This is a genomic window from Priestia sp. MDV22-iso46 (assembly GCF_058629175.1).
Map to the genome: position 1 here is coordinate 270,454 of NZ_JBZVWT010000004.1, position 24,873 is coordinate 295,326.

The 24,873-nt window shown below is 37.6% G+C and carries 26 protein-coding genes; 17 read left to right on the forward strand and 9 right to left on the reverse strand.

The window, feature by feature from the left end; translation table 11 throughout:
* Window positions 1-193: 193 nt before the first annotated feature.
* On the reverse strand, window positions 194-418 hold the full coding sequence (locus AC4NPH_RS22260) for a YuzB family protein (RefSeq protein ID WP_013059850.1): 225 nt from the start codon (window positions 416-418) through the stop codon (window positions 194-196).
* 201 nt (window positions 419-619) lie between these two features.
* Here AC4NPH_RS22260 and AC4NPH_RS22265 point away from each other — a divergent pair, with 201 nt between their 5' ends.
* Window positions 620-1,294 (forward strand): RsfA family transcriptional regulator, encoded by a 675-nt coding sequence (locus AC4NPH_RS22265; RefSeq protein WP_013059851.1) that lies wholly within the window; start codon window positions 620-622, stop codon window positions 1,292-1,294.
* Between the two features lie 128 nt (window positions 1,295-1,422).
* Window positions 1,423-2,274, forward strand: a complete 852-nt coding sequence (gene lipL, locus AC4NPH_RS22270) for an octanoyl-[GcvH]:protein N-octanoyltransferase (RefSeq protein WP_013059852.1) — start codon at window positions 1,423-1,425, stop codon at window positions 2,272-2,274.
* Between the two features lie 31 nt (window positions 2,275-2,305).
* On the opposite strand, the gene pta is transcribed toward lipL, so the two are convergent.
* The gene (pta, locus tag AC4NPH_RS22275) at window positions 2,306-3,277 is read right to left on the reverse strand and encodes a phosphate acetyltransferase (RefSeq protein ID WP_013059853.1); all 972 of its coding nucleotides are present in this window, start codon (window positions 3,275-3,277) and stop codon (window positions 2,306-2,308) included.
* Window positions 3,278-3,553: 276 nt separating this feature from the next.
* Here pta and hemQ point away from each other — a divergent pair, with 276 nt between their 5' ends.
* From hemQ to gerQ, 3 genes are all read left to right on the forward strand, one after another.
* Complete coding sequence (gene hemQ, locus AC4NPH_RS22280) at window positions 3,554-4,297, forward strand: hydrogen peroxide-dependent heme synthase (protein WP_013059854.1); 744 nt, start codon at window positions 3,554-3,556, stop codon at window positions 4,295-4,297.
* Window positions 4,298-4,474: 177 nt separating this feature from the next.
* On the forward strand, window positions 4,475-4,897 hold the full coding sequence (locus AC4NPH_RS22285) for a cell wall hydrolase (RefSeq protein WP_016765947.1): 423 nt from the start codon (window positions 4,475-4,477) through the stop codon (window positions 4,895-4,897).
* Window positions 4,898-4,923: 26 nt separating this feature from the next.
* On the forward strand, window positions 4,924-5,403 hold the full coding sequence (gerQ, locus tag AC4NPH_RS22290) for a spore coat protein GerQ (RefSeq protein ID WP_013059855.1): 480 nt from the start codon (window positions 4,924-4,926) through the stop codon (window positions 5,401-5,403).
* A 24-nt stretch (window positions 5,404-5,427) separates the two neighbouring features.
* On the opposite strand, the gene AC4NPH_RS22295 is transcribed toward gerQ, so the two are convergent.
* From AC4NPH_RS22295 to AC4NPH_RS22305, 3 genes are all read right to left on the reverse strand, one after another.
* Complete coding sequence (locus AC4NPH_RS22295; protein WP_013059856.1) at window positions 5,428-5,799, reverse strand: DUF423 domain-containing protein; 372 nt, start codon at window positions 5,797-5,799, stop codon at window positions 5,428-5,430.
* A 15-nt stretch (window positions 5,800-5,814) separates the two neighbouring features.
* Window positions 5,815-6,120 (reverse strand): YwdI family protein, encoded by a 306-nt coding sequence (locus AC4NPH_RS22300; RefSeq protein WP_234014979.1) that lies wholly within the window; start codon window positions 6,118-6,120, stop codon window positions 5,815-5,817.
* Between the two features lie 115 nt (window positions 6,121-6,235).
* The gene (locus tag AC4NPH_RS22305) at window positions 6,236-6,910 is read right to left on the reverse strand and encodes a uracil-DNA glycosylase (protein WP_013059858.1); all 675 of its coding nucleotides are present in this window, start codon (window positions 6,908-6,910) and stop codon (window positions 6,236-6,238) included.
* Window positions 6,911-7,087: 177 nt separating this feature from the next.
* On the opposite strand from AC4NPH_RS22305, the gene AC4NPH_RS22310 reads away from it, so the two are divergent.
* Both AC4NPH_RS22310 and zwf read left to right on the forward strand, forming a co-directional pair.
* Window positions 7,088-7,534 carry a staygreen family protein gene (locus AC4NPH_RS22310; protein ID WP_013059859.1) on the forward strand — a complete coding sequence of 149 codons (447 nt, stop codon included), beginning with the start codon at window positions 7,088-7,090 and terminating at the stop codon, window positions 7,532-7,534.
* A 305-nt stretch (window positions 7,535-7,839) separates the two neighbouring features.
* Window positions 7,840-9,342: a glucose-6-phosphate dehydrogenase gene (zwf, locus tag AC4NPH_RS22315; RefSeq protein WP_013059860.1), complete on the forward strand. Its 1,503-nt coding sequence runs from the start codon at window positions 7,840-7,842 to the stop codon at window positions 9,340-9,342.
* A 42-nt stretch (window positions 9,343-9,384) separates the two neighbouring features.
* Here zwf and gnd read toward each other — a convergent pair whose 3' ends face one another.
* The gene (gnd, locus tag AC4NPH_RS22320) at window positions 9,385-10,797 is read right to left on the reverse strand and encodes an NADP-dependent phosphogluconate dehydrogenase (RefSeq protein WP_013059861.1); all 1,413 of its coding nucleotides are present in this window, start codon (window positions 10,795-10,797) and stop codon (window positions 9,385-9,387) included.
* Between the two features lie 396 nt (window positions 10,798-11,193).
* Between gnd and AC4NPH_RS22325 the strand changes: the two genes are divergently transcribed.
* Entirely contained in the window at window positions 11,194-12,429 is a 1,236-nt protein-coding gene (locus AC4NPH_RS22325) for a PucR family transcriptional regulator (RefSeq protein WP_013059862.1), read from the forward strand.
* Between the two features lie 242 nt (window positions 12,430-12,671).
* Window positions 12,672-13,805: an alanine dehydrogenase gene (ald, locus tag AC4NPH_RS22330; protein WP_013059863.1), complete on the forward strand. Its 1,134-nt coding sequence runs from the start codon at window positions 12,672-12,674 to the stop codon at window positions 13,803-13,805.
* A 62-nt stretch (window positions 13,806-13,867) separates the two neighbouring features.
* Here ald and AC4NPH_RS22335 read toward each other — a convergent pair whose 3' ends face one another.
* A complete protein-coding gene (locus AC4NPH_RS22335) occupies window positions 13,868-14,557 on the reverse strand; it encodes a hypothetical protein (RefSeq protein ID WP_231101683.1) in 690 nt (229 codons plus the stop codon).
* Window positions 14,558-14,921: 364 nt separating this feature from the next.
* Between AC4NPH_RS22335 and pdxK the strand changes: the two genes are divergently transcribed.
* Window positions 14,922-15,746: a pyridoxine/pyridoxal/pyridoxamine kinase gene (gene pdxK / locus AC4NPH_RS22340; RefSeq protein ID WP_013085513.1), complete on the forward strand. Its 825-nt coding sequence runs from the start codon at window positions 14,922-14,924 to the stop codon at window positions 15,744-15,746.
* Window positions 15,747-15,779: 33 nt separating this feature from the next.
* Here pdxK and AC4NPH_RS22345 read toward each other — a convergent pair whose 3' ends face one another.
* Both AC4NPH_RS22345 and pgmB read right to left on the reverse strand, forming a co-directional pair.
* Window positions 15,780-16,649: a Cof-type HAD-IIB family hydrolase gene (locus tag AC4NPH_RS22345; RefSeq protein WP_013059866.1), complete on the reverse strand. Its 870-nt coding sequence runs from the start codon at window positions 16,647-16,649 to the stop codon at window positions 15,780-15,782.
* Window positions 16,650-16,737: 88 nt separating this feature from the next.
* Window positions 16,738-17,445 carry a beta-phosphoglucomutase gene (gene pgmB / locus AC4NPH_RS22350; protein WP_063670728.1) on the reverse strand — a complete coding sequence of 236 codons (708 nt, stop codon included), beginning with the start codon at window positions 17,443-17,445 and terminating at the stop codon, window positions 16,738-16,740.
* 275 nt (window positions 17,446-17,720) lie between these two features.
* On the opposite strand from pgmB, the gene AC4NPH_RS22355 reads away from it, so the two are divergent.
* From AC4NPH_RS22355 to AC4NPH_RS22385, 7 genes are all read left to right on the forward strand, one after another.
* A complete protein-coding gene (locus AC4NPH_RS22355; protein ID WP_013059868.1) occupies window positions 17,721-19,358 on the forward strand; it encodes a PTS transporter subunit IIBC in 1,638 nt (545 codons plus the stop codon).
* Window positions 19,359-19,362: 4 nt separating this feature from the next.
* Window positions 19,363-20,148 (forward strand): endonuclease/exonuclease/phosphatase family protein, encoded by a 786-nt coding sequence (locus tag AC4NPH_RS22360; protein WP_013059869.1) that lies wholly within the window; start codon window positions 19,363-19,365, stop codon window positions 20,146-20,148.
* Window positions 20,149-20,439: 291 nt separating this feature from the next.
* The gene (locus AC4NPH_RS22365; protein WP_491938927.1) at window positions 20,440-21,540 is read left to right on the forward strand and encodes a glycosyltransferase family 4 protein; all 1,101 of its coding nucleotides are present in this window, start codon (window positions 20,440-20,442) and stop codon (window positions 21,538-21,540) included.
* Window positions 21,537-22,475: a glycosyltransferase family 2 protein gene (locus tag AC4NPH_RS22370; protein ID WP_013059871.1), complete on the forward strand. Its 939-nt coding sequence runs from the start codon at window positions 21,537-21,539 to the stop codon at window positions 22,473-22,475. Before AC4NPH_RS22365 ends, AC4NPH_RS22370 begins: the two co-directional genes overlap by 4 nt.
* 2 nt (window positions 22,476-22,477) lie before the next feature.
* The gene (locus AC4NPH_RS22375) at window positions 22,478-24,196 is read left to right on the forward strand and encodes a DUF6020 family protein (protein ID WP_013059872.1); all 1,719 of its coding nucleotides are present in this window, start codon (window positions 22,478-22,480) and stop codon (window positions 24,194-24,196) included.
* Entirely contained in the window at window positions 24,196-24,531 is a 336-nt protein-coding gene (locus AC4NPH_RS22380) for an EamA family transporter (RefSeq protein ID WP_013059873.1), read from the forward strand. The genes AC4NPH_RS22375 and AC4NPH_RS22380 overlap by 1 nt, the downstream gene beginning before the upstream one ends.
* The gene (locus AC4NPH_RS22385) at window positions 24,524-24,856 is read left to right on the forward strand and encodes an EamA family transporter (RefSeq protein ID WP_013059874.1); all 333 of its coding nucleotides are present in this window, start codon (window positions 24,524-24,526) and stop codon (window positions 24,854-24,856) included. The genes AC4NPH_RS22380 and AC4NPH_RS22385 overlap by 8 nt, the downstream gene beginning before the upstream one ends.
* Window positions 24,857-24,873: the final 17 nt, after the last annotated feature.

The following is a 24,873-nucleotide window of genomic DNA, read 5'->3' on the forward strand; positions in this document are numbered from 1 at the left end:
TTACATACCTCTCTATCTTCACTTTGTTGTTGCTATAATTTTTCGACACTCACTTCCTATTTTCCTATTCAGAATAAAAAATCACCTTGTCAAGCAACCAAGGTGATTTACCTAACAAACAAGGCGATTCTGTTTGTAAGAAGCTCGTTCGACAAATAAGTAGCAGAAAAGCAGCTATTTATTGTTTCACTATCTATTTTTTTACTTTTTTCTCAATCTTCTCGATTAATTCATCCTCTGTTGGCGCTGCTACAGGACGGTTGTTTACAAATGCAAATGACTTTTTACGTCCGGGTCCACAGTAAGACTGGCAGCCGATTTGTACTTCAGCTTGTTCATCTATTTTTTTAAGTCGAGGTAACAACGTTTTGACGTTTGTTGCCTGACAATCATCACAAATTCTAAATTCATTTGCCATGTTGACACAATCCTTTCAAAATTGGTTCATCATTTTGTCTAAGGGGTATTTTACCCCTATTTGAAGTCCGATGCAAGTTAAAGAAGGAAGCAAAATCTATCATACTCCTAGAAGAAATGGTATAAAGTATGGATTTTTTGTACATGATGATACTACAAAACATGATTACTATGAGTCATGGAAAATAGAGGAGTGAACAAAGTGAAAGATAGACAAGATGCTTGGACAGAAGAAAACGACTTATTATTAGCTGAAACAGTATTGCGCCACGTCCGCGAAGGAAGTACGCAGCTGAATGCGTTTGAAGAAGTTGGAGATGAATTAAATCGCACTTCAGCAGCATGTGGATTCAGATGGAATGCTGTGGTACGCCATCAGTATGAAAAAGCACTTCAGCTAGCCAAAAAACAGCGAAAACAGCGCATGCGTGCACTTGGACAAGAGCAAGGCAAAAAGAAATTATTATATACGCCACCAGCATCTGTAGAGCATGTGGAACAAATGATGTCTGCACCTACAGCAACATATAGCTTATCTGAAACACAAGTAGAAAAAAGCAGCAGTGAAGAGCTTTCAATGGCTGACGTTATTCGCTTTTTGCAAACAATGCCAAATCAAACGAGCAATTTACAGGCATTGCAAAGCGAAAACAAACGCTTGATGCAAGAAAATACAGAATTAGCTAAGAAAAACACAGAGTTGGAAAAACAAATCAAACATCTCGAGGCAAATGCTACTACTATTCAAGAAGACTATGAAACATTAATGCAAATCATGAACCGTGCGCGAAAGTTAGCTCTATTCGATGAAGAAGAACGTTCTTCTACTACATTTAAAATGGATCGTAACGGAAATCTTGAGAAAATGGCTGAATAAGCTACACGAACGAAGAAAGAGGGATGTCAAACTTGGCTCTTCTTTCTTCTTTTTCTATTTTACAGCCAATGACACGACGCCTTTATGCTATAATATGTTCGTTTACTGTTTATAAAGGGGTTTGAGATATGCAGCAGAATAGTTTAAAGCTTTTAGCACAGCCCGCTTGGCGTATTATTGATCAATCCAGTCTAGGTCCTCATTTTGATGCCCGTCATTCTTTTGCCATCGATGACACGCTTTGTACAACCGTTGGAAGAGGTGAATCTCCAGCTGTCATGCGCTCATGGGTGCATCACGATACGATTGTATTAGGCATCCAAGATACAAAGCTCCCTCATTTAGCTGAAGGTGCAGCTTATTTACATGAACAAGGATATAAAACAATCGTCCGCAATTCAGGCGGCCTCGCTGTCGTACTTGATCAGGATGTTCTAAACATTTCTTTAATTTTTCCTGATGCAGAAAAAGGAATTGATATTGATCGTGGATATGAAGCCATGTTTGATTTGATTAAGGTCATGTTTGCATCTTACGGGACAGCAATTGAAGCGAAGGAAATCGTAGGCTCTTATTGTCCCGGCAGCTTCGATTTAAGCATTCGCAATCAAAAGTTTGCAGGCATTTCACAGCGACGCGTTCGCGGCGGAGTGGCTGTACAAATTTACTTATGCGTTAAAGGAAGCGGTTCTAAGCGTGCTTCTCTCATTCAAGAGTTTTACAAAAAAGGTCTCCAAAACACGGAAACTAAATTTTCATACCCAGATATCGAGCCTCACACAATGGCTTCTCTATCTGAACTATTACAGATTGAGTTAACTGTATCTGATGTCATGCTGCTTTTATTGCAAACACTGAATAGTATGAGCTCTTCTCTTGTAAATATGCCTTTAAATGCTACTGAACAAGAGCTGTTTGAGACGCAGCTGCAGCGCATGTATGACCGCAACGAAAAAGCATTAGGTTCATTAGCCGAATAAAAAAACTCCGCCCTAGGACGGAGTTTTTTTATTACAATGCTTGAGCTGCTGTGATTAAAGCAAGCTTGTACACATCTTCTTCGTTACAACCGCGAGATAGATCGTTTACTGGTTTGTTTAGACCTTGTAAGATTGGACCTACTGCTTCGAAGTTTCCTAGGCGCTGTGCAATTTTGTAACCAATGTTACCTGCTTCAAGGCTTGGGAATACAAATACATTTGCATCTCCTTTAATCACTGAACCTGGTGCTTTCTTTTCAGCTACAGAAGGAACAAATGCTGCGTCGAATTGGAATTCGCCGTCTAATGTTACGCTTGGTGCTAATTCTTTTGCAATTTCTACTGCGTTTGCTACTTTTTCTGTTTCCGGAGATTTTGCTGATCCTTTTGTTGAGAAGCTTAGCATAGCAACACGAGGATCAATATCGAACATTTCAGCTGTACGAGCACTTTCGATAGCAATTTCAGCTAAATCTTGGCTATCAGGTGAAATATTGATTGCACAGTCAGCAAATACGTATTTTTGATCGCCACGAACCATGATAAATACGCCAGATGTTTTCTTAACACCTTGTCTTGTTTTGATAATTTGTAGAGCAGGTCGCACTGTGTCTGCTGTAGAATGAGCGGCTCCGCTTACAAGACCGTCCGCTTTGTTCATATGAACAAGCATTGTGCCAAAATAATTTTCATCTAATAAAATTTTGCGAGCATCTTCTTCTGTTGCCTTACCTTTACGACGCTCAACAAATGCTGCTACCATTTCATCAAATTCAGAGTAGCTTTGAGGATCTAAAACCTCAACACCGTCTAATTTTACGTTTAGTTCTGCTGCTTTTGATGCTACAGCGTCTTTGTTTCCAACAACGATAGGCTTTAAGATATTGTCGGCAGCTAAACGAGAAACAGCACCTAATACGCGCTCATCTAATCCCTCTGGGAATACGATTGATACATCGCTAGCTGATACTTTTTGTTTTAAACCTGTAAATAAATCACTCAAAGTAAATCCTCCTCGATATGTAAAAAACTTTTCTCATAATAGGATACTCCACTTTTTTTAAAAATCAAAGACATGTCCTTCAAGAATCCATGATTACAAAAAAGTCTTTTAATTCTTAATTTTCCGCTAACACCTAAAATAAAACCTGTTTTTACTTTGCGACAATTGTTTAAAGTTTAGTCACAAAATCACAGGTTTTTCATTCCAGTTCTTCGGACAAACTATGATATAGTAGAATTGGAATTTATCATAATCGGACAATAGGAGTGAAACGAAATGGCAGAAGCAGCACAAACATTAGACGGTTGGTATGCACTTCATGATTTCCGTTCAATCGATTGGGGCGCTTGGAAGCAGTTATCAAGCGACGATCGCCAAGCGGCCATCCATGAATTTTTAGGTTTGATTGAGAAATGGAAAGGAACTGAAGCTGAGAAGCAAGGCAGCCATGCTTTATATACCATTGTCGGCCAAAAAGCAGACTTTATGCTAATGCTTGTTCGTCCTACTATGGAAGAACTAAATGAAATTGAAACAGAATTTAATAAAACAAAGCTTGCTGAGTTTACCATTCCTACTTATTCATACGTATCAGTAGTTGAGTTAAGCAACTACTTACCTGCTGGGGAGGATCCTTATGAAAATCCTCAAATCCAAGCTAGACTATATCCAACTTTACCAAAAGCTAGTCATGTTTGCTTTTATCCAATGGATAAACGTCGTCAAGGAAATGACAATTGGTACATGCTTCCTATGGAAGAACGCCGCAGCTTAATGCGCAGTCATGGAATGATTGGACGTCAATACGCTGGAAAAGTAAAGCAAATCATTACGGGTTCTGTTGGTTTTGATGATTATGAGTGGGGCGTTACTCTTTTTGCAGATGACGTACTTCAATTTAAAAAATTAGTATACGAAATGCGTTTTGACGAAGTAAGTGCTCGCTACGGGGAATTTGGCAGCTTCTTTGTCGGAAATTTATTAAAAGAAGAAGCTATTGCACGTTTTTTACACGTTTAAACTAAGCCGCAAAAGCGCTCATCGCTTTTGTAACGCCTAGAGCAATAAATATCAATGAGCTTTATCTAAAAAACCTGTTTCCAAGTGGAAACAGGTTTTTTATTTTCTAGCCATGGCATATTCGCACTTACAGGACCATATATATACAACAGTGTCACAAGTAAGCGAGGTGGGATAATGGCAGTCGTTGCACACAACGAAGAAGATGTTAAGCTCCTAGCCAGACTCATTCGAGCTGAAGCTGAAAGTGAAGGAAAACAAGGGATGTTACTGGTAGGAAATGTAGGCGTGAACCGCGCTAAAGCTCCCTGTTTAGATTTTAGAAATATAAGAACCATTCGTCAGATGGTGTTTCAAAACCCAGGCGGATTTGAAGCAACTCAAAAAGGCTACTTTTATCAGCGTGCCCGCCAGTCTGAAATTACACTTGCACGACGTGTATTAAGAGGGGAACGTTTTAACCCCGCGGAAAACTCACTGTGGTTTTTCAAGCCCAGCGGCGACTGTCCTGCTCAATGGTATAACCAAAATAACACAGGACGATTTAAATCTCACTGTTTCTTTGCACCAACTCAAGCTGATTGTCCAGGAGTTTACTAATTTCTTTTTGTTTGAAGGAGGTTCCTATGAAAAAACCAAAGTCTAATCAACCGCAACAGCAATATATGCAAAATCCGTATATGAGTCCAAACTACCCTTATTATATGCCTCAGCCGCAGCAGCCCCAGCCAGGCGGCCAGCAGGTTCAAGGGCAAAGCCAAGGAGGTCCGCCCCCTACCTCTTCTGGAGGCAGTGGTGCCCCGCAAGACCCAAATCAACTGCCCATTGAAGAATCATATATTGAAAATATTTTACGTTTAAATCGAGGAAAAATAGCGACTGTATATATGACGTTTGAAAATAATACGCAGTGGAACGCGAAAGTCTTTAGAGGGGAAATTGAAGCAGCCGGACGCGATCATATCATTTTAAGTGATCCACAAACTGGCACTCGTTATTTACTGCTTATGGTTTATCTCGATTACATCACTTTTGAGGGTCCAATCAAATATAATTATCCGTTTAGCGGTGGAGGCCAGCAGTTGAGCAATTATTCTCCGCGTTAAAAAAACCCCTTTTCAGGGGTTTTTTTATAGCCATTTTACAGCTGCAACAACAATTAAAATCCAAGCCACAATAAACGCAACTCCACCTAGCGGAGTAATCGCGCCGAGAACTTTAATACCGGACGTACTTAATACATAGAGACTGCCTGAAAACAGCACAATCCCCGCGAACATAATCCAGCCCGAAGCTGTTAACAGAGAAGATTGAGGAAATTTGCTTAATAGAAACGCAATGACAAACAGCCCCATTGCATGGAACATTTGGTACTGCACTCCCGTTTTCCATACCTCTAAATACTTCTCTGAAATTTTCCCTTCTAACCCGTGTGCTCCAAAAGCACCAAGAGCAACCGCTAACATCGCATTGATTGCACCGATTATTAAAAATAGTTTCATGTTTTTCTCCTCACTTTAGAAATCAAACAGACTATCGCCATTTGCATCATCTGATTTCAATTTCGTTCCCTCAAAATTAGGTTTGGATGACTGAATAATCTGTTGCTGCATAATCTCAGGAGATTGCATCATTTCCGGTGAAGACATTACAACAGGCTTTGAAACCGAGACAGGTTTCGATACTGAAACCTCTCTATTTTGATCTAATGCAAGCTCACACAGTGCTTTTATGGCAACCAATTGATCTCGAACGTTCGCACTATTCGAATGGTGCTTTGCTTTTTGTACTTCTGCACTAATTTTATCAAGGAGCTGCGCCATTTTTATATCCATGTAGACACCTCATCTTACATTCAATATGACTTTATACAGCTATTTTATCAAAAGATGAAATAGGAGGCTATGTCTGAAGCTAATCTTCATGAAATGCTCACTTTTACACATCGTCAATTTGCCAATCAATGGATTGACGTCCGTATTGGAGCAAAAACTCATTTGCTCGTTGAAAGTGATTATTGCCAAAAAAGCCTCGATTAGCCGAAAATGGGCTAGGGTGCGGGCTTTCCAAAATTAAATGGTGCGAATGGTGAATAAGCTCTTTTTTAGCTTGTGCATGCTTGCCCCACAGCAAAAACACAACTGGCTCCTCTTTTTGTGCCACTAATTCAATAATACGGTCCGTCAGCTGCTCCCACCCTTTTCCTTTGTGAGAGTTCGCTTCTCCTCTCCTAACCGTTAAAACAGTGTTAAGCAAAAGAACGCCTTGTTCTGCCCATTTGACTAAATAACCGTTATTCGGAATGTGATAATCCATTTCATTTTTCAGCTCTTTGTAAATATTCACTAAAGAAGGCGGTGTTTTTACTCCTGGTTGAACAGAGAAGCTCAGTCCATGCGCTTGATTTGGTCCATGATAAGGATCTTGTCCCAATATGACCACTTTTACATTTTTATAATCCGTATAGTGTAAAGCATTAAAAATATCATATTTATCAGGGTAAATGGTGTGGTGATTATATTCATCCACTAAGAATTCTCGAAGCTGTATGTAATAGTCTTTTTGAAATTCTTCTTCTAATAAAAGAGCCCAGTCATTTTTTAAAATACTCATTGCTTATCACCTCATAATAATCTTTTTTGTTATTTTATCGTAAACTCTGCCCCCTGCTCAAACGTTGCCTGCTTTAAATATGCTGAGAGCCTGGGCATATTTTAATATTGTCATGTTCAATGAAACTTTGTATACACTTATAAAGAGTGTATTTTTATATTAAAGGAGGGATTCCATATGATCATCAGCAATCCCCACCAAATAGACGTAACCTACAGCCTGGGTGTTACACCCGTTGAACCGATGATACCAAGAAAATACACCGTTTTCCCAGGTCAACACACTTCTGTTCCTTCCATTCAAATCGGCATTGAATTTGCCTACGATCATATGCAAAAAGAGCGGAACGAATATTTAGCATCCTTCGTCTTTGATAAAGGTTTTTATTCCCTTACTGTGTATTATTATATCGGTGCACATACATCAACAGATGGAACCATTACACGCTACCTTCACTTTTTAGAACAGCTCCCTGTTATTCTATCGTCCATCTATTACGCTGATGCTTCTTTTTTCGAAAAACATCCACTTTTAATGCACTGTCCTATTTTTATCATCGCCGATAGCCCTGACTTGCCATTTTCAACAAAAAAATCTATCGGTTCCCTGTATCAATATAAATAAATGAGAAAAGCTACTGTTAAAATAACGGTAGCTTTTTCTCCGTATTCGAAACAAAATACTTTTAAACTTGTTAAAAACATGGAATAATAACTACAAATTGTTTTAATCTATTTGCGTTAACCCTTTAAAATCGTTACAATTTATTAGTAGTTCTATACATAAAGGAAAAGGTAAACAAGCAATCATTCGTTTGTTTATAAAGGCCGAGTTTAACGGGCAATGAATCCCCAGATTTCATTTAAGTGTTGTCTGTTAAAGCGGAAAAAAATTGAACGTAACTACGACAAAGTGAGGTCCTAGAAGTAATGACAAATGTACAACCAAAATCCATTATCGTAATTTTTGGCGCTACAGGTGATTTAGCAAAACGTAAGTTATTCCCCTCTATTTTCCGCTTATATAAAGCGAACAAACTATCGGAAGATTTCGCTGTTGTTGGTGTCGCAAGAAGACCTTGGACTAACGACGAATTACGCGAAAATGTAAAAAAATCAGTGAGCAGTTTCAAAAACAGTGACGCTGACATTGAAAAGTTTGCTTCACATTTTTATTACCAACCGTTTGACGTAACAGATGTCGCTTCTTATCAAGAATTAAAAAGCCTAACAGAAAGCCTTGATGAGCAATACAACGTGCCTGGAAATCGTATTTTCTATCTAGCAATGGCACCTGAATTTTTCGGAACAATTGCTTCGAATTTAAAAAATGAAGGTTTAACACAAACAGACGGTTGGAGTCGCCTAGTCATTGAAAAGCCGTTTGGCCATGATTATCCTTCTGCTAAAGAACTAAATGAACAAATTCGCCATGCATTTAAGGAAGATCAAATTTATCGTATCGACCACTACCTCGGTAAAGAAATGGTGCAAAATATCGAAGTTATCCGTTTTGCAAATGCTCTATTTGAACCGATGTGGAACAACCAATACATTTCAAACATCCAAATTACGTCTAGCGAGACGCTTGGTGTAGAAGACCGTGGCCGTTACTATGAATCTTCAGGTGCCCTTCGAGATATGGTACAAAACCATATGCTTCAAATGGTGGCCCTGCTTGCAATGGAACCGCCAATTAAATTAACACCGGAAGAAATTCGCAGTGAAAAAGTAAAAGTATTGCGTGCTCTTCGCTCTTTATCAGTAGATGAAGTAGATGATTATTTTGTACGAGGCCAATACGGCAAAGGTGTACTTGAAGGAGAAGAAGTGATCGGCTATCGCGAAGGAAACTCGGTTGATCCTGAGTCTAATACCGCTACATTTGTATCTGGTAAGCTTATGATTGATAACTTCAGATGGGCTGGCGTACCAATTTATATCCGTACAGGTAAACGCATGAAAGAAAAAGCAACGACAATTGTTGTACAGTTCAAAGACTTACCAATGAACCTGTACTTCAATAAAGATAAAGAAATTCACCCAAACTTGCTTGTCATTCACATCCAACCGGAAGAAGGCATTACGCTTCACTTAAACGCGCGTAAAACGCCGGGTGCAACATCGTCCACACCAATTAACTTGAACTATTGCAATAACTGTGGAGATAAAATGAATACACCGGAAGCTTATGAGCGCCTTATTTATGATTGCATGCTTGGAGATGCAACGAACTTTACTCACTGGGATGAAGTAGCCCTTTCTTGGAAGTTTGTTGATACCATTTCAGAAGCATGGGAAAGCACAAAAGCACAAAACTTCCCGAACTACGAATCAGGTTCAATGGGACCAAAAGAATCAGACGCATTGCTTGCTGAAGACGGTTTTCACTGGTGGCCAGTCGGCGAAGACAACTTCTCACCTAAAGAGTAAATAAAAAAAGCAGCTGTAGTATACAGCTGCTTTTCTTGTTTTTTATTTTAACCACTCAGTATGGAATACGCCCTCTTTATCAACACGTTGATATGTGTGAGCTCCGAAGTAGTCACGTTGCGCTTGTAAAAGGTTCGCTGGTAACGTTTCTGTACGGTAGCTGTCATAGTAAGCTAATGCACTTGAGAAACTTGGTACAGGAATACCTTGTTTAACCGCAATTGAAATAACTTCACGAAGAGCCGACTGATAGCCTTCTACGATATCCTTGAAGTATGGGTCTAATAATAAGTTTGTTAGATCTGCATCGCGATCGTAAGCTTCTTTAATTTTTTGTAAGAATTGTGCACGGATGATACAACCACCACGGAAGATCATTGCAATATCACCGTACTGTAAATTCCAGTCATATTCTTCAGAAGCTGCTTTCATTTGAGCAAACCCTTGCGCATATGAACAAATTTTACTCATGTACAATGCTTTACGGATTGCTTCTACTAATTCGGTTTTATCACCTTCAAATGCAGCTGCATTTGGACCGCTCAATACTTTGCTTGCTTTTACACGTTCTTCTTTCATAGCTGAAATAAAGCGCGCAAATACAGATTCCGTAATGATTGGTAGTGGTACACCTAAATCAAGCGCACTTTGGCTTGTCCATTTACCTGTACCCTTTTGACCTGCAGTGTCTAAAATAACGTCTACAAGTGCTTTACCTGTTTCTTCATCTTTTTTCGTAAAGATATCAGCTGTGATTTCAATTAAGTAGCTATCTAGCTCGCCTTTATTCCATTCAGCAAATACTTCATGTAGTTCATCTGTTTCTAAACCTAATACGTTTTTCATAATGAAGTATGCTTCACAAATTAACTGCATATCGCCGTACTCGATGCCGTTATGAACCATTTTTACGTAGTGACCTGCACCATTTGGTCCAATGTATGTGCAGCAATCATCGCCTTCAACTTTCGCTGAAATAGCTGTTAAGATTGGTTTTACAAGTTCATATGCTTCTTTTTGTCCGCCAGGCATGATTGAAGGTCCTTTTAATGCCCCTTCTTCTCCGCCGGATACGCCTGTACCGATGAAATGGATACCTAATTCTTCTAGCTCTTTGTTACGACGAATTGTATCCTGGAAGAATGTATTTCCGCCATCGATTAAAATGTCGCCTTTTTCTAAGTATGGTTTTAACGAATCAATTGTTGCATCTGTAGCAGCACCAGCTTTAACCATTAATAAAATTTTACGCGGTTTTTCAAGAGAATTAATAAACTCTTCCACACTGTATGTACCTGCAAAATTTTTACCTTCTGCTTCTGTTTTTAGGAACTCTTCTGTCTTTTCAGGAGAGCGGTTATAAACTGAAACAGAATAGCCTCTGCTCTCAATGTTTAGCGCCAAGTTTTTCCCCATAACCGCTAAACCGATAACACCGATTTGTTGTTTTGCCATGTTAAATTCTTCCCTTCATGTGTAATATGAATTGGTCAACCTAATCGTAACTGAACATATCATAAAGAAAGTTACAGATTCAAGTTTGATATAACCATAATCATACGTTTTATTATACACATTTGAAAAGAATCATGCTCACCGAACATTGATTATTTTGAAGAAAATTTCGATAAAATAAGCGAAATGAACGCAGTTACTAATCATCCGTACATTCTTAACTACCTTTAGACGCATTTTAACATTTTCTTAAACAATTACTTTTGTTAAAATATTAAGCAGTTAATCATTTCAATGAATTAATGATCAACACGGTTGTTACCGTTTTACTATATTTATTGCAGCTAAAAAAGCTGTACTAGTACTTATTTTGTTTTATGAAGAGGGATTTTATATATGACGAAACCAATCAAAGATCCGTTCAAGGAAAATTTTGATACGCTTGAAGAATTCGCTGATCGCATTAGCGAAGTATTGAACTGTCCTATTACCATTGAAGATGCTAATCATCGCTTATTAGCTTATAGCACCCATGACGAAAGAACGGACCAGGCGCGTATTGCCACGATTATTGGAAGAAGAGTTCCGGAAAAAGTCATCAACAACTTATGGAAAGAAGGCATTATTCCTAAACTGCTTGAGACAAATGAACCTGTGCGTGTGAAAAATATAAATGAAATTGGACTTGGAGATCGTATAGCTATTTCCATCTGGAAAAATGAAGAAGTTCTAGGATTCATCTGGGCTGTTGAAATTGAGAAAGCCTTAGGCAACGAAGAAGTAGAGCTATTAAAAAAAGCTGCGAATGTATTAAAAAATAAATTGCTACAGCTTCAAATTCGAAAGTATAAACGAGAGGAACGTTCACAGGAATTCTTCTGGAAATTATTAACTGGTCACATTAAGTCTCGCCAGGAAATTTCAGAAGCGTTTTATGAAGCTCAAATTACAGCTCCATCAACGTTTTCCATTGCTATCTTCCGCTTCCAAGAAGATATTACGCCTGAAGCTGAACGTCAAATCTCGTATATGCTAAAAACGATGCATCGCTTGAAAATCGTTCTTTATACGATTGATTGCAATGACTTAATCTTACTGCTTTCTTTGGATGCGGTTGAAAACCCTCTTGATGAACAGCGAGATTTTGCAGACTATTTTAGAGGCAACATGTATGAACGCTTTGATGTTACTCAAATTAAAGCCAGCTGCAGCAGTATTTATTCATCGCACGATCATATCGAAAAAAGTTATAAAGAAGCCTTGAACGTATTAGATATGAAAAGTAAGTTTCCAGAAGAAACGAAAGAGATTATTAACTATCAGGAATTAGGTATTTATCAGTTTCTTGATGTTATTTTAGAGAAGCGCGTGCAAGATCAATTTGAAAACCATTCTTTAAAGAAGCTAACTGATTACGATCTTCGTCATAATAGTAACTTGGTGGAGACTCTCGAAGTATTTTTAAATAATGATAATAACATTAACGAAGCAGCAAAAGAATTAAATGTGCATATGAATACACTTAGCTATCGATTAAAGCGAATTTCAGAGATTGGTGATATTAACTTAAAGGACGTTAATCAAAAAATGACTCTTTATATTGATATTAAGTTAATGAAATATAAAAAATAACAGATAATGTAACTTCTTTTAACATTGAGCTATTCGTTTATTAGAAAATAAATGAATAGCTCTTTTTATTCCCTTATGATGTTAGATATCCTTACATAAAAATTAAAAATTCTAATAAGTAAGCGTTTACATTTGTGTGTTTAAACAAAAACCACTTCTTCAATTCTTCTTTCTAGACAAAGAAATTTCATAAAACTTTCTTTATACTAAAGGTACACAAACGACCAAGGGGGAAATTAATCATGATTATTGGCGTACCAAAAGAAATCAAAAACAACGAAAACCGAGTAGCGATTACACCAGCAGGCGTAGCATCATTTGTTGGTACAGGTCATCGTGTATTAATTGAAAATGAAGCGGGTATTGGAAGTAACTTCACAAACGAAGATTATGTAAAAGCTGGAGCTGAAATTGTTGAGACAGCAGCTGACGTTTGGGCACAAGCTGAAATGGTTATGAAAGTAAAAGAACCACTAGCAAGTGAATACGGCTATTTTAGACCAGGTCTTATCTTATTCACATACCTTCACCTAGCAGCTGAACCAGCACTAGCAAAAGCATTAAAAGATAGCGGCGTAACAGCCATTGCTTATGAAACAGTAGCAGTAAATCGTACATTGCCTCTATTAACACCTATGAGTGAAGTAGCAGGACGTATGGCTGCTCAAATCGGTGCTCAATTCCTTCAAAAATCAAATGGTGGAAAAGGAATTTTATTAGCGGGTGTTCCTGGAGTTAGCCGCGGAAAAGTAACGATTATCGGAGGCGGCGGTGTTGGTACAAATGCTGCAAAAATCGCAATCGGTCTCGGTGCTGATGTAACAATTATTGATTTAAGTCCTGAACGCCTACGTCAATTAGACGATATCTTTGGCAACCAAATCAATACGCTAGTGTCAAATCCTTACAATATTGCGGATGCAGTAGCAGAGTCAGATTTAGTGATTGGCGCAGTATTAATCCCAGGTGCAAAAGCTCCAAAACTAGTAACAGAAGAAATGGTGAAAACAATGAAGCCAGGTTCTGTTATTGTTGACGTAGCAATCGACCAAGGTGGTATCGTTGAAACAATCGACCACATTACAACACACGATCAGCCGACTTATGAAAAGCACGGGGTTGTACACTATGCAGTTGCAAACATGCCGGGAGCAGTTCCTCGCACATCAACAATTGCTTTAACAAACGTAACCGTACCTTACGCACTTCAAATTGCTTCTAAAGGTGTTCACAAAGCAATCGCTCAAAACGAAGCGTTAAAATTAGGAGTGAACGTTGCAAACGGAGCCATTACGTACGAAGCAGTTGCACATGATTTAGGTTATGATTATGTGTCAGTAGACGTAGCTCTTGAAAAAGAATTAGCTTCTATCTAATAAATAGTGAAAAACGTCCTTAACCCGCTGTTAAGGGCGTTTTTATTTTGCATGAACAACAATTAGCTATAAAAAACACGACTATTTAAAGCTTTGTGTATCTGTTCACTGGTAATCTCCGGTACTATTGGCCAGAATTCAGGAGTAGGAAACATAAGGTTACTAGGCGTTCTATTATGATTTCCATCTAGTTCATGAAAAGGTTCTGGATCATCCGTCTCGTTAAAACGATTCGTAATAAACATAAAATGACCCAATTCATGTGCGAGAAGATACTCATCTGTACTTGCATTTGTCATAATAATAAGCGGAAAAGAATTATAAGTTACAGCGAGAGTAGATGAATAATCAAAATTAACAGGCCCAAATCTATTTCCATTCATGTAAAATACATACACATCAGCATTTTGACAAACTTTTCGGCCAGTTTTAAGCATTGCTTGTACCATTGTAAGATGACTAGACCCTCCAATTGGAAAATTTTCCGCATTACTAACAATGCCACTGATGTTTTCCAAAAAAACAACTGAACGTGTAATAGTAAATGTAACACCTTGGATTAATCGGTTTTTCTCATATTGTTTCCATATTTTATTAGCAGCCGCTATGTCTCTTTTTACACGATTGGGAACTATAGACTGATTATCTGTGGAGTTTCTATCAACTTTAGCTCCTGGTAATACAATTATACAAACATTTAAAGTGCCTGCCTTAACAGTTCGGAAGTGATTGTTTGTTAAATTTGAATTCATATAATAATCTTTGTGGTTTTTTTTGCGAGGTTGTGATTTATTGAAAGAATACGAATCGTCTTTATAACTGTCATGATTAGAATGTTTTTTTATGTGAATCACCCTTTCTTAAGTTTCTCTTTATTTTATTCATGAAAAGAAAGAGTGCTTGTGCCATAAGTTAAAAGAGGCTAAGACAAAAGTATACACTTAGGATTCATACAGTTTTTAGAAATTGAATATCTACATTAAAAGCGATAAAATAAAAGAAAAAGTGAAAAGTGAATGGAAGAAATTTATCTAAAACACATTGGGCAGCTAAAAACCGACCGGTGGAAGTTTTACTCTATTTTCTCTATGAACTTAAAATACGGGAGGATTTTTTATGACAATGAATAAAGCATTAACCATTGCGGGTTCTGACAGCAGCGGCGGAGCTGGCATTCAAGCAGATTTAAAAACATTCCAAGAACTAGGTGTTTACGGAATGACAGCTTTAACAACAATTGTAACAATGGATCCCGATAACAGCTGGTCTCATAACGTATTTCCACAAGAAGTTTCAACTGTTGAACAGCAGTTGAAAACAATTGTAAAAGGCGTAGGCGTACAAGCTCTAAAAACAGGTATGCTTGGCTCAGTGGAAATTATTGAGCTAGCCGCAAAAACAATTGAAGAATATGGTTTAAAAAATGTCGTAGTAGATCCTGTGATGGTATGTAAGGGAGAGGACGAAGCGCTTCACCCCGAAACAACTGTCAGCTTGCGTGATGTACTAGTTCCAAAAGCAACAGTCGTAACGCCTAACTTATTTGAAGCTAGTCAATTAAGCGGACTTGGTCCTATCAAAACGGTGGATAAAATGAAAGAAGCAGCCGTCAAAATTTTTGACCTTGGTGCCGAATATGTATTGATTAAAGGCGGAAGTAAATTGGCGCATGAAAAAGCAATCGATTTGCTTTATGATGGAAAGACGTTTGAGATCTTAGAGTCTGAACGTATTGAAACGACATTTACGCACGGTGCTGGATGCACATACTCAGCTGCGATTGCCGCTGAATTGGCAAAAGGCAGTGACGTCAAACAAGCTATTTATACAGCAAAAGAATTTATTACAGAAGCAATTCGTCATTCGTTTGCTTTAAATCAATATGTTGGACCAACAAACCACGGTGCATACCGTCGTAACAAGGAGAAAGTAACAAACTAAAAAGCATGCCTAAAGGCATGCTTTTTAGTTTGCTTATTGTTTAACTGTTTCAAGCGCATTTAAAATAGCTTGAGCTACGCCGTGCTCGTCATTTGTTCCTGTTACGATATGGGCAAATTCTTTAATTTCTTGAGGGGCATTCCCCATCGCTACAGCACGTCCAACTCGCTGAAACATCGATACGTCGTTATAATTGTCTCCAATGGCCATCGTTTCTTCTAAAGAAATATGGCGCTCTTGAACAAATGATGTAACTGCAATTCCTTTTTGAGCATTTTCATCATTTATTTCAATATTTTCTTTACCAGATGCACTGACTGCAATCGAATCTAACTTCACAAGTTCTATTTTTGCCTGTTCTAACTTTTCTTCGTCAAAAGAGAAAGCAAGCAGCTTATAAATGTCCTTGTTTGGATCTTGAAACAACGCTTCATACTCTTCAATAAGTTTTACTCTGCCGCTATTGAAACGCTCTTTTGCCGCTTCTAACGATTTTTCATAATTATCTTTTAAGCTAGCGCTTAAATAAATATCCATTAATACCGACAAAGCTTTTTCATAGTCATTTGAATACGTACCTTCACTTGTATAGACTTCAAAGTACAACTGAAACTTCTTAAAAATATTTTCTACTTCGCGAATAGATTCCATCGTCATGCCTACTGAATATTGTTTTTCCCCTTGTGGATTCCGAAGCTCTGCTCCGTTTGCACAAATTAAATATGTATGAAGTCCTGCTTCTTCTAAAACATAACGGGCCTCTTCATAAGAACGTCCCGTAGCAATAACAACTTCCACCCCTGCCTTTTGAGCTGTCTTAATCGCTTGGGCATTTTCTTTACTTACAACTTGTTCACTATTTACTAAAGTTCCATCCATATCGATCGCAATACATTTAATCATGATGTACCCCTTCCTATGTATCTTTGCTCTCTTATTTTATTCTAGCATATGTTTTTTTGCGCTTTGCTACTTGCATGTAAAAGATTTACTAATTTTTTGTATACGCTCTGTTATAATCTGTTCCTTTTCTTGCTTTTTCGAAAACCTCTTTGATCGTCTTTAAATGCAAATCAGCTGTTGAATATACGTGAAAATTCATATCCTCTTCCTTCAGATGCTTACCAACGCCGATAGAAACCATATCTGTTTGATTAATAGCTTTTATACCCGCCTCTCCATCTTCTATGGCCACACATGCATAGGGTGTTACTTTTAATTGATCGGCAGCTGTCAAAAATATTTCTGGATCTGGTTTTCCCTTCTTTATTTTTCTCACATCCACAATGCAATCAAAAAAAGGACGTATTCCTAACGCATCCACTACAGTATTTGCATTTGAACTAGAAGAAGCAATCGCCGTTTTAATACCTTGTTTTTTACAATCCTCTAACAACAATTGTATTCCTGGAAGTAAGTGATTCTTTGTCATTTCCTTTATTAATGCTTGATAATGCTTATTCTTTTCATCAGCAAGCTGTTCTTTTTTTTCCACTGTGAGACGCACGTTGCCTTGTGCAGCAATGAGCTCTACAGTTTTCACTCGGCTGATTCCCTGCAGCTGCTGATTCAGTTCTTCAGAAAATGAAACGTTAAGTTGATCTGCTACTTTTTTATTTGCTTTATAATATAAATGTACCGTATTTGCAATAACACCGTCTAAATCAAAAATAATCGCTTGTAGCTCTTCTTTTTTCATATTATCCTCCTCTGTACTTGTCTTTATGCCATTATTTGAATGCTTTTATTACATTCCATCATGTTAAAATACCGTTGATATTGTTCACTTTATCATAAAAATTTTTTCATCATTTATGATTCATGAATAAATTTTTCAAAAAAAGAGAAATTACAGTCTTGCATTATGAAAGCCCTTTTATTACAATAGGGTTATGCAAACGGTTGCACTATCTTGGAAATATAGTTTATCAAAAAATAAAATGAAAACCCATACATAGGGGAAGGGGAAAAACTATGAAAAAGTTCTTTTCATTTGATTTTTGGCAGAAATTTGGTAAGGCTTTATTAGTAGTAGTAGCGGTTATGCCCGCAGCTGGTATTATGATTTCACTTGGAAAGCTAGTTGCAATGACTGGGGGAGACATCACTGCTGTACAAACAATTGCACGCGTGATGGAAGATATAGGTTGGGGTATCATTACAAATCTTCACATCTTGTTCGCTGTTGCCATCGGGGGATCTTGGGCAAAAGAACGTGCTGGCGGTGCATTTGCTGCACTCATTGCATTCATTCTTATTAATCGAATTACAGGAGCCATTTTCGGAGTTAAAGCAGAAATGCTCTCAGATTCAAAAGCAACGGTTCAATCACTGTTTGGACAAGAATTAGTTGTAAAAGACTACTTCACATCTATTTTAGGATCTCCCGCTCTTAACATGGGAGTGTTCGTAGGAATTATCGCTGGGTTTTTAGGCGCGAATTTATTCAATAAATATTACAACTATGATAAATTGCCTGAAGCCCTTTCGTTTTTTAACGGTAAGCGCTTCGTACCATTTGTGGTCATCGGTGGTTCAGTTGTAACGGCACTGCTTTTATCCATTGTATGGCCGTTTATCCAAGGTTCATTAAACAGCTTCGGACAGTGGATTGCAACATCTAGAGACACAGCTCCTATTCTAGCACCATTTATTTTCGGAGCATTAGAGCGCCTGCTTCTTCCATTTGGTCTTCATCATATGCTGACAGTTCCTATGAACTACACGGAGCTAGGTGGTACGTACAAAATTTTAACGGGTTCTGGAGCAGGTTCCACTGTTGCTGGTCAAGACCCTTTATGGCTTGCTTGGATTGCAGATTTAAATAATTTCCGCGCTGCAGGAGATATGGACAGCTACAAACAGCTCTTACATGACGTTACACCTGCACGATTTAAAGTAGGACAGATGATTTTATCTTGTGCGTCATTAATTGGAATCGCTTTAGCAATGTATCGTAACGTAGATCCTGACAAACGTTCGAAATATCGTTCAATGTTCTTTTCAGCTGGACTAGCTGTTTTCTTAACAGGCGTAACAGAACCGATTGAATTTATGTTCATGTTCGCGGCACCTCTTCTATACGTCGTATACGCCATTATGACGGGACTGGCTTTTGCCATTGTTGATATTGTTCATGTTCGAGTACACTCATTTGGTGTAATTGAACTATTAACACGTACACCAATGATTATCAAAGCCGGACTATGGACTGACTTAATGAACTTTGTCATCGCCTGCCTTGTATTCTTTGGCTTAAATTTTGGAGTGGCAAACTTCTTAATCAAACGTTTTAACTTCCCAACGCCGGGACGTAACGGAAACTATATCGATGAAGAAACAACTGCAACAAGCAGCAAGCAGGTGAAAAATGATTCGCTTGCCCCAGTCATTATTGGACTGCTTGGCGGAGAAAACAATATTGAAGACGTTGATGCTTGTATGACTCGCTTACGTGTAACGGTAAAAGATATACATGCCGTTGCAGGAGAAAGTGAGTGGAAACAAAATGGAGCCCTTGGTTTAATCTTGAAAGATAAAGGGGTACAAGCTATTTATGGACCTAAAGCGGATGTTTTGAAATCCGACATTCAAGATTTGTTAGGAGCTTAACATAATGAAGCTATTAACGTTAAATTGCCACTCTTGGCAAGAGGAAAATCAGCTAGACAAGTTATCTTGTCTAGCTGAAGTAATTAAAAAAGAAAAATATGATGTCATTGCTTTACAGGAAGTAAGCCAAAAAGTAGACGCACCTTATGTATATGACTACATTCGTAGCGATAATTACGCTTGGCTTTTAGCAAAAGAACTGGGTAAGCAAGGTGAAGACTATCAATTGGTATGGGATTTATCTCATATAGGCTATGAAGTGTATGAAGAAGGAATTGCCATTTTAACGAAACACCCGATTATTGAGGAGCATTCATTTTTTGTTTCACAAACGTCAAATATTGACTATTGGAAAACGAGAAGAATTGTTGGAGCAACAATCGAATATGAAAAAGAACTCCTTACGTTTTATTCTTGTCATCTTGGCTGGTGGGATGACGAGGAAGAGCCGTTCAAGCAGCAAGTTGATACGCTGCTAGCTCATGTACACAAAGATAACCCATTTTTCCTACTCGGAGACTTTAATAATGACGCTCATAGACGAAATGAAGGTTACGACTACCTGTTGAGCCAAGGCCTCTATGATACGTATACTCTATCGAACAAAAAAGACAGCGGTATTACAGTTAAAGGTAACATTGCTGGATGGGATGATAATGAACGGGCACTGCGCCTTGATCTAATTCTATCGAGTCATGCGCAGGATATTCAGTCATCAACTGTGGTTTTTAACGGCATACATTATCCCGTTGTTTCCGACCATTTTGGGGTAAGCGTTGAAGTGAAATAAGTGACATAAAGCGAACGAATAGCGTTCGCTTTTTTTCGTGTGATTATGATGATGTGAAAATCATCTTCTTTACTGCTTTATCTATCGTTTTAGAAGTGTCCGATAAACTTTCGCATTTTAAAAAGTAGGTGTGCTATAATATTGTGATGTTGGCGATATGCAACCCATTTTTGCATGTTTATCGATGAAATCGCTCAACTTAATAGTAAGATGATACATGTAAGCTCTATTTAAATGAACACCCGTTGTCATTATCATAAACTAATAAAGAAAAATAGGTGTGAAACAATCATGAAAATTTTGTTGATTTCAAATATGTATCCTTCGGAACAATTCCCAAGCTATGGTGTATTTGTTCAAAACACTGAAAAAATTTTAGTTCAACATGGTATTCAAGTTGATAAAATTGTCATGCAAAAAAAGACAAGCAAATTAAGCAAGCTTTTTAGCTATGCTTCTCATTATGCTAATGTCGTCTTGACGGGCTTGACAAAAAACTACGACTACCTTTACGTACATTATGCATCTCATAATGCTCTTCCGCTGCTGATTCTAAAAAAGCTAAAGAAGAATGTGAAGATTGTGACAAACGTGCATGGTTCAGACGTTGTACCTGAAGTACCTTCACAGGAAAAGTATCAGCCTAGAGTAAATGACTTATTGCAACATTCCACTAAAATTATTACTCCTTCTCCTTATTATAAAGGGCTCGTTAAAGAGAAATATAAGGTTCATAATCCAATCTATATTTTTCCAAGCGGAGGAGTGAATAAAGATCTGTTTCATCCTTATGCAGATAAAAGCAAAGCTTATCAAGAACTAAACTTGGACCCTACTATCCGTTATCTTGGATGTGTAAGCCGCATTGATGTGGGTAAAGGATGGGAATACTACCTGCAAGCAATTGCAAAAGCTGAACAACAAATGCCCACTTCTTACAAATACCTATACGTTGGAAGCGGAAAAGACGAAGCTGCATTTAAGGAAATGATCAAGACTCTGGGCCTAGAGGAAAAAGTCATCCATTTCCCTCTCCTTCCTCAGTCCTCTCTTGCTTACGTATATAATGCGATTGAAGCATTCGTTTTTCCGACCGTAAGAAAAGGAGAAAGTTTGGGCTTAGTCGGCCTCGAAGCTATGGCTTGCGGAGCACCCGTAATTGGGAGTCAGATTGGTGGTCTAAAAGATTACATTATAGACGGAAAGAATGGTCTATTCTTTGAGCCTAAAAATGTAGACGAACTAGCTTCACAGCTACAGGCTTTTATTAATCTTCCTGAAGATGTGAAACAGCAAATGTCTCAACAGGCGTTACAAACAGCAAACCGCTACACAGTAGATGTAATTGCTGAACAACTCCCAACAATTTTTTTTGATGAGGTGGAAAAATGAAAGTCGCAGTTTTAATTCCTTGTTATAACGAGGAAGTAACAATTGGAAAAGTAATTGACGATTTCAAACGCGAACTGCCTAGTGCAGATATTTATGTGTACGATAACAATTCAAAAGATCGCACAAGTGAAATTGCACTTGAACACGGGGCAATCGTCAAAAAAGAATTCAAGCAAGGAAAAGGAAACGTTGTACGTTCGATGTTTCAAGAAATTGATGCAGATTGTTATGTCATGGTAGATGGGGATGATACGTATCCTGCAGAATTTGTTCATCAATTAATTGAGCCTATTAGAAATCGAGAAGCTAACATGGTCATTGGAGATCGTTTATCAAACGGAACGTATCTCGAAGAAAACAAACGTGCTTTCCATAATTTTGGTAACAACTTAGTACGTTCTTTAATTAACGGCCTGTACAAAAGCAACATTAAAGATATCATGACAGGTTATCGTGCGTACGATAAATTATTTGTAAAATCAATACCTGTGATGAGCCCGGGATTTGAAATTGAAACAGAAATGAGTCTTCACGCGTTAGATAAACGCTTCCGCCTAAAAGAAATCGCGATCGATTATCGCGATCGACCTGAAGGCAGCGAATCGAAACTTAATACGTTCTCTGATGGATTTAAAGTGTTACGAATGATTTTTACGTTATTTAAAGAGTACAAGCCGCTTCAGTTCTTCTCCATTTGGACAGTGTTATTTATTGTCGCAGGATTAGCTGTTGGTGCTCCAGTACTTTATGAATTTTTTGATACAGGCTTTATTACTAAAGTACCTTCATCTATCTTAGCAACTGGATTGATGGTGTTAGGTGTTTTATCTTTCGTCTGTGGATTAATTCTAGATACAATCGCTTCATTAAATCGCAAGCAATATGAATTAGAACTAAATAAAAAAATTGAACAGATTGAACAAGTAGGAGAATAACAATGATGAAGAATAAAAAAAGTATTTTGCTGCTTACAGTAACAGCTTTAATTATTCTTATCGGTTTAAGTATTGGTAATCCAGACGGTGTTCAATATCTTTCCCTTTTTGCTGCACTTGTATTTACCATCATAAGCTCTATTTTTATTTATAAAAATAGAGCTTATGCTTCATTTAAACCGCTAGAATGGCTATTGCTGATTGTTTTTTCGTTTATCGTACAGTTTTCGCTTTTAGATAACTTACATATGACGAGCTCAACTATTTTTTCACTCGTTTTGTATGCCATCAGCCGTACTTTATTGGCAATGCTGCTGACGGCCGCTGTACTCAGCGCTATCAAACAGATAAACGATTTTCACTATAAATTTGCACACCCAAAGCGTTACCTAGGAATTGTTACGATTCTTATTTTAGCTGTTAGTCTATATTACTGGTTCGCCTTTTTCCCAGCGGCCATGACTCCCGATTCATTAGCACAGTGGAGACAGGCACATAACGGAGAATTTAACGATTGGCATCCTATTATGATTACGTGGCTGATTATGCTGCTGACAAAAATATGGGATAACCCAGGAATTGTAGCATTCACGCAAATTGTTGTTGTAGTAAGCATATACGCCTATACGTTTGACTTTTTCATTAAACGCAAAGCACACCCTGTTATGATTGGACTTTTAACAGCTATTATTGTCATTATTCCAAGCTTTTTAATCTTTTCAATTATTATTTGGAAAGATATTTTATACAGTGCTTTTCTGCTGTTTTTTACGGTGAATATTGCAAAAATCTATTTATCAGAAGGTGCTTGGATTAAAAGTAAAGCAGGCTTTTTCTTACTTTTACTTTCCGCATTTGGAGTAGCTTTCTTTAGACATAATGGTTTTCCTGTATTTGTTTTGACTTTCCTTTTAATGATCGTCTTATTCAGAAAAAATTGGAAACCTCTTGTCACGATTTTCTTAGTCGTCTTTATTTTACAAAAGATTGTTACAGGCCCTGTGTTCACTTGGCTTGATGTACAGCCTTCGGATCCAAATGAAGCTTTGTCTATCCCAACTCAACAAATCGCAAACATCATTTCAAATGATGGGGAGATGTCAAGAGAAGAGCGCGAATATTTTAATAAAGTGCTTCCTATTGAATTGTGGAAAGAAAAGTACAATCCATATAAAAGCGATCCTATTAAATTCACTTGGAAATACTACGACCGCGAGTTTATTTTTAATGATCTAGGTCTTTATTTTAAGAATTATGCTAGCATTGTCATCAAAAATCCTTATCTAGCAACGGAAGGCTTTCTCAAACAAACGGCTTTAGTATGGCAAATCAATCCTTTTAAAGATGGCTACACAGATACGTATGTAACCAACATTTATTACGGCAATGATTTAGGTCTTAAAAATAAAGTAATCGAGCCGTTTATTACGCATACTGCCAATGCTTACTTAGCTATTTTTAAGCACCCTGTTTTTACATTCTTATGGAAACCAGCTTTTTATCACTGTGTCATTTTATTATTTTCATTAATGCTAGTGATTCGAAGAGGAATTACGTCACTTATTATCGTCATTCCTTGGGCTCTTAACACGCTTTCTGTTCTTGCGGCATTGCCGGCTCAAGATTTTCGATATTTATTAGCAAGCGTATTTGTGTCTTTCTTCTTTATTGGTCTTCCTTTTGTCCGATTTGATCAGAAAGAAAGGGATGTGACCTCCTGATGGAGAGCAATTACAACAAAAAGCTAGGAATCACACTCATTATCGTGGCTTCCCTGTTTACAGCTGTTGGACAACTTTTTTGGAAGTTGTCCGAAGCTTCATTTAACTTAAATTTAATTATTGGTTTTTTTCTTTATGGATTAGGAGCGGTTTTTATGATTGCCGCTTTTAAATTTGAAAGAGTTTCCTTACTTCATCCATTTTTAAGCCTAGGATACGTAATCAGCATTGCTCTTGGTTTCTTTCTATTAAATGAAACTATTAGCCCTATGAAGCTGGTCGGTACTCTTATTATTATCGTAGGTGTAATTTTAGTAGGTGGCCAAGATGAATAGTATCCCGCTTTTAATTATTATGACCCTTTTAGGTTCAGTTGGAGCTGTCTTTTTCAAGTATATTTCTACGTATTTAAATGAAAAAAAGATAAAGCTAGCGCTTATTTGCTTTGTGGGTGGCGGCCTTTTTTACGGGACGGCAGCTCTGCTTAATGTGTATGTTTTAACGCTGTTACCTTATTCTATTGTATTTCCGCTCACGTCTATTACGTATATTTGGACATTAACATTCGGTTACTTTCTAATTAAAGAAAAAGTTACAACAAAACAAGTTATCGGCTGTATTCTTCTAATTGTCGGATGCTTCTTTATTGCTAATAGTTGATGAGATAACTTGAAAAG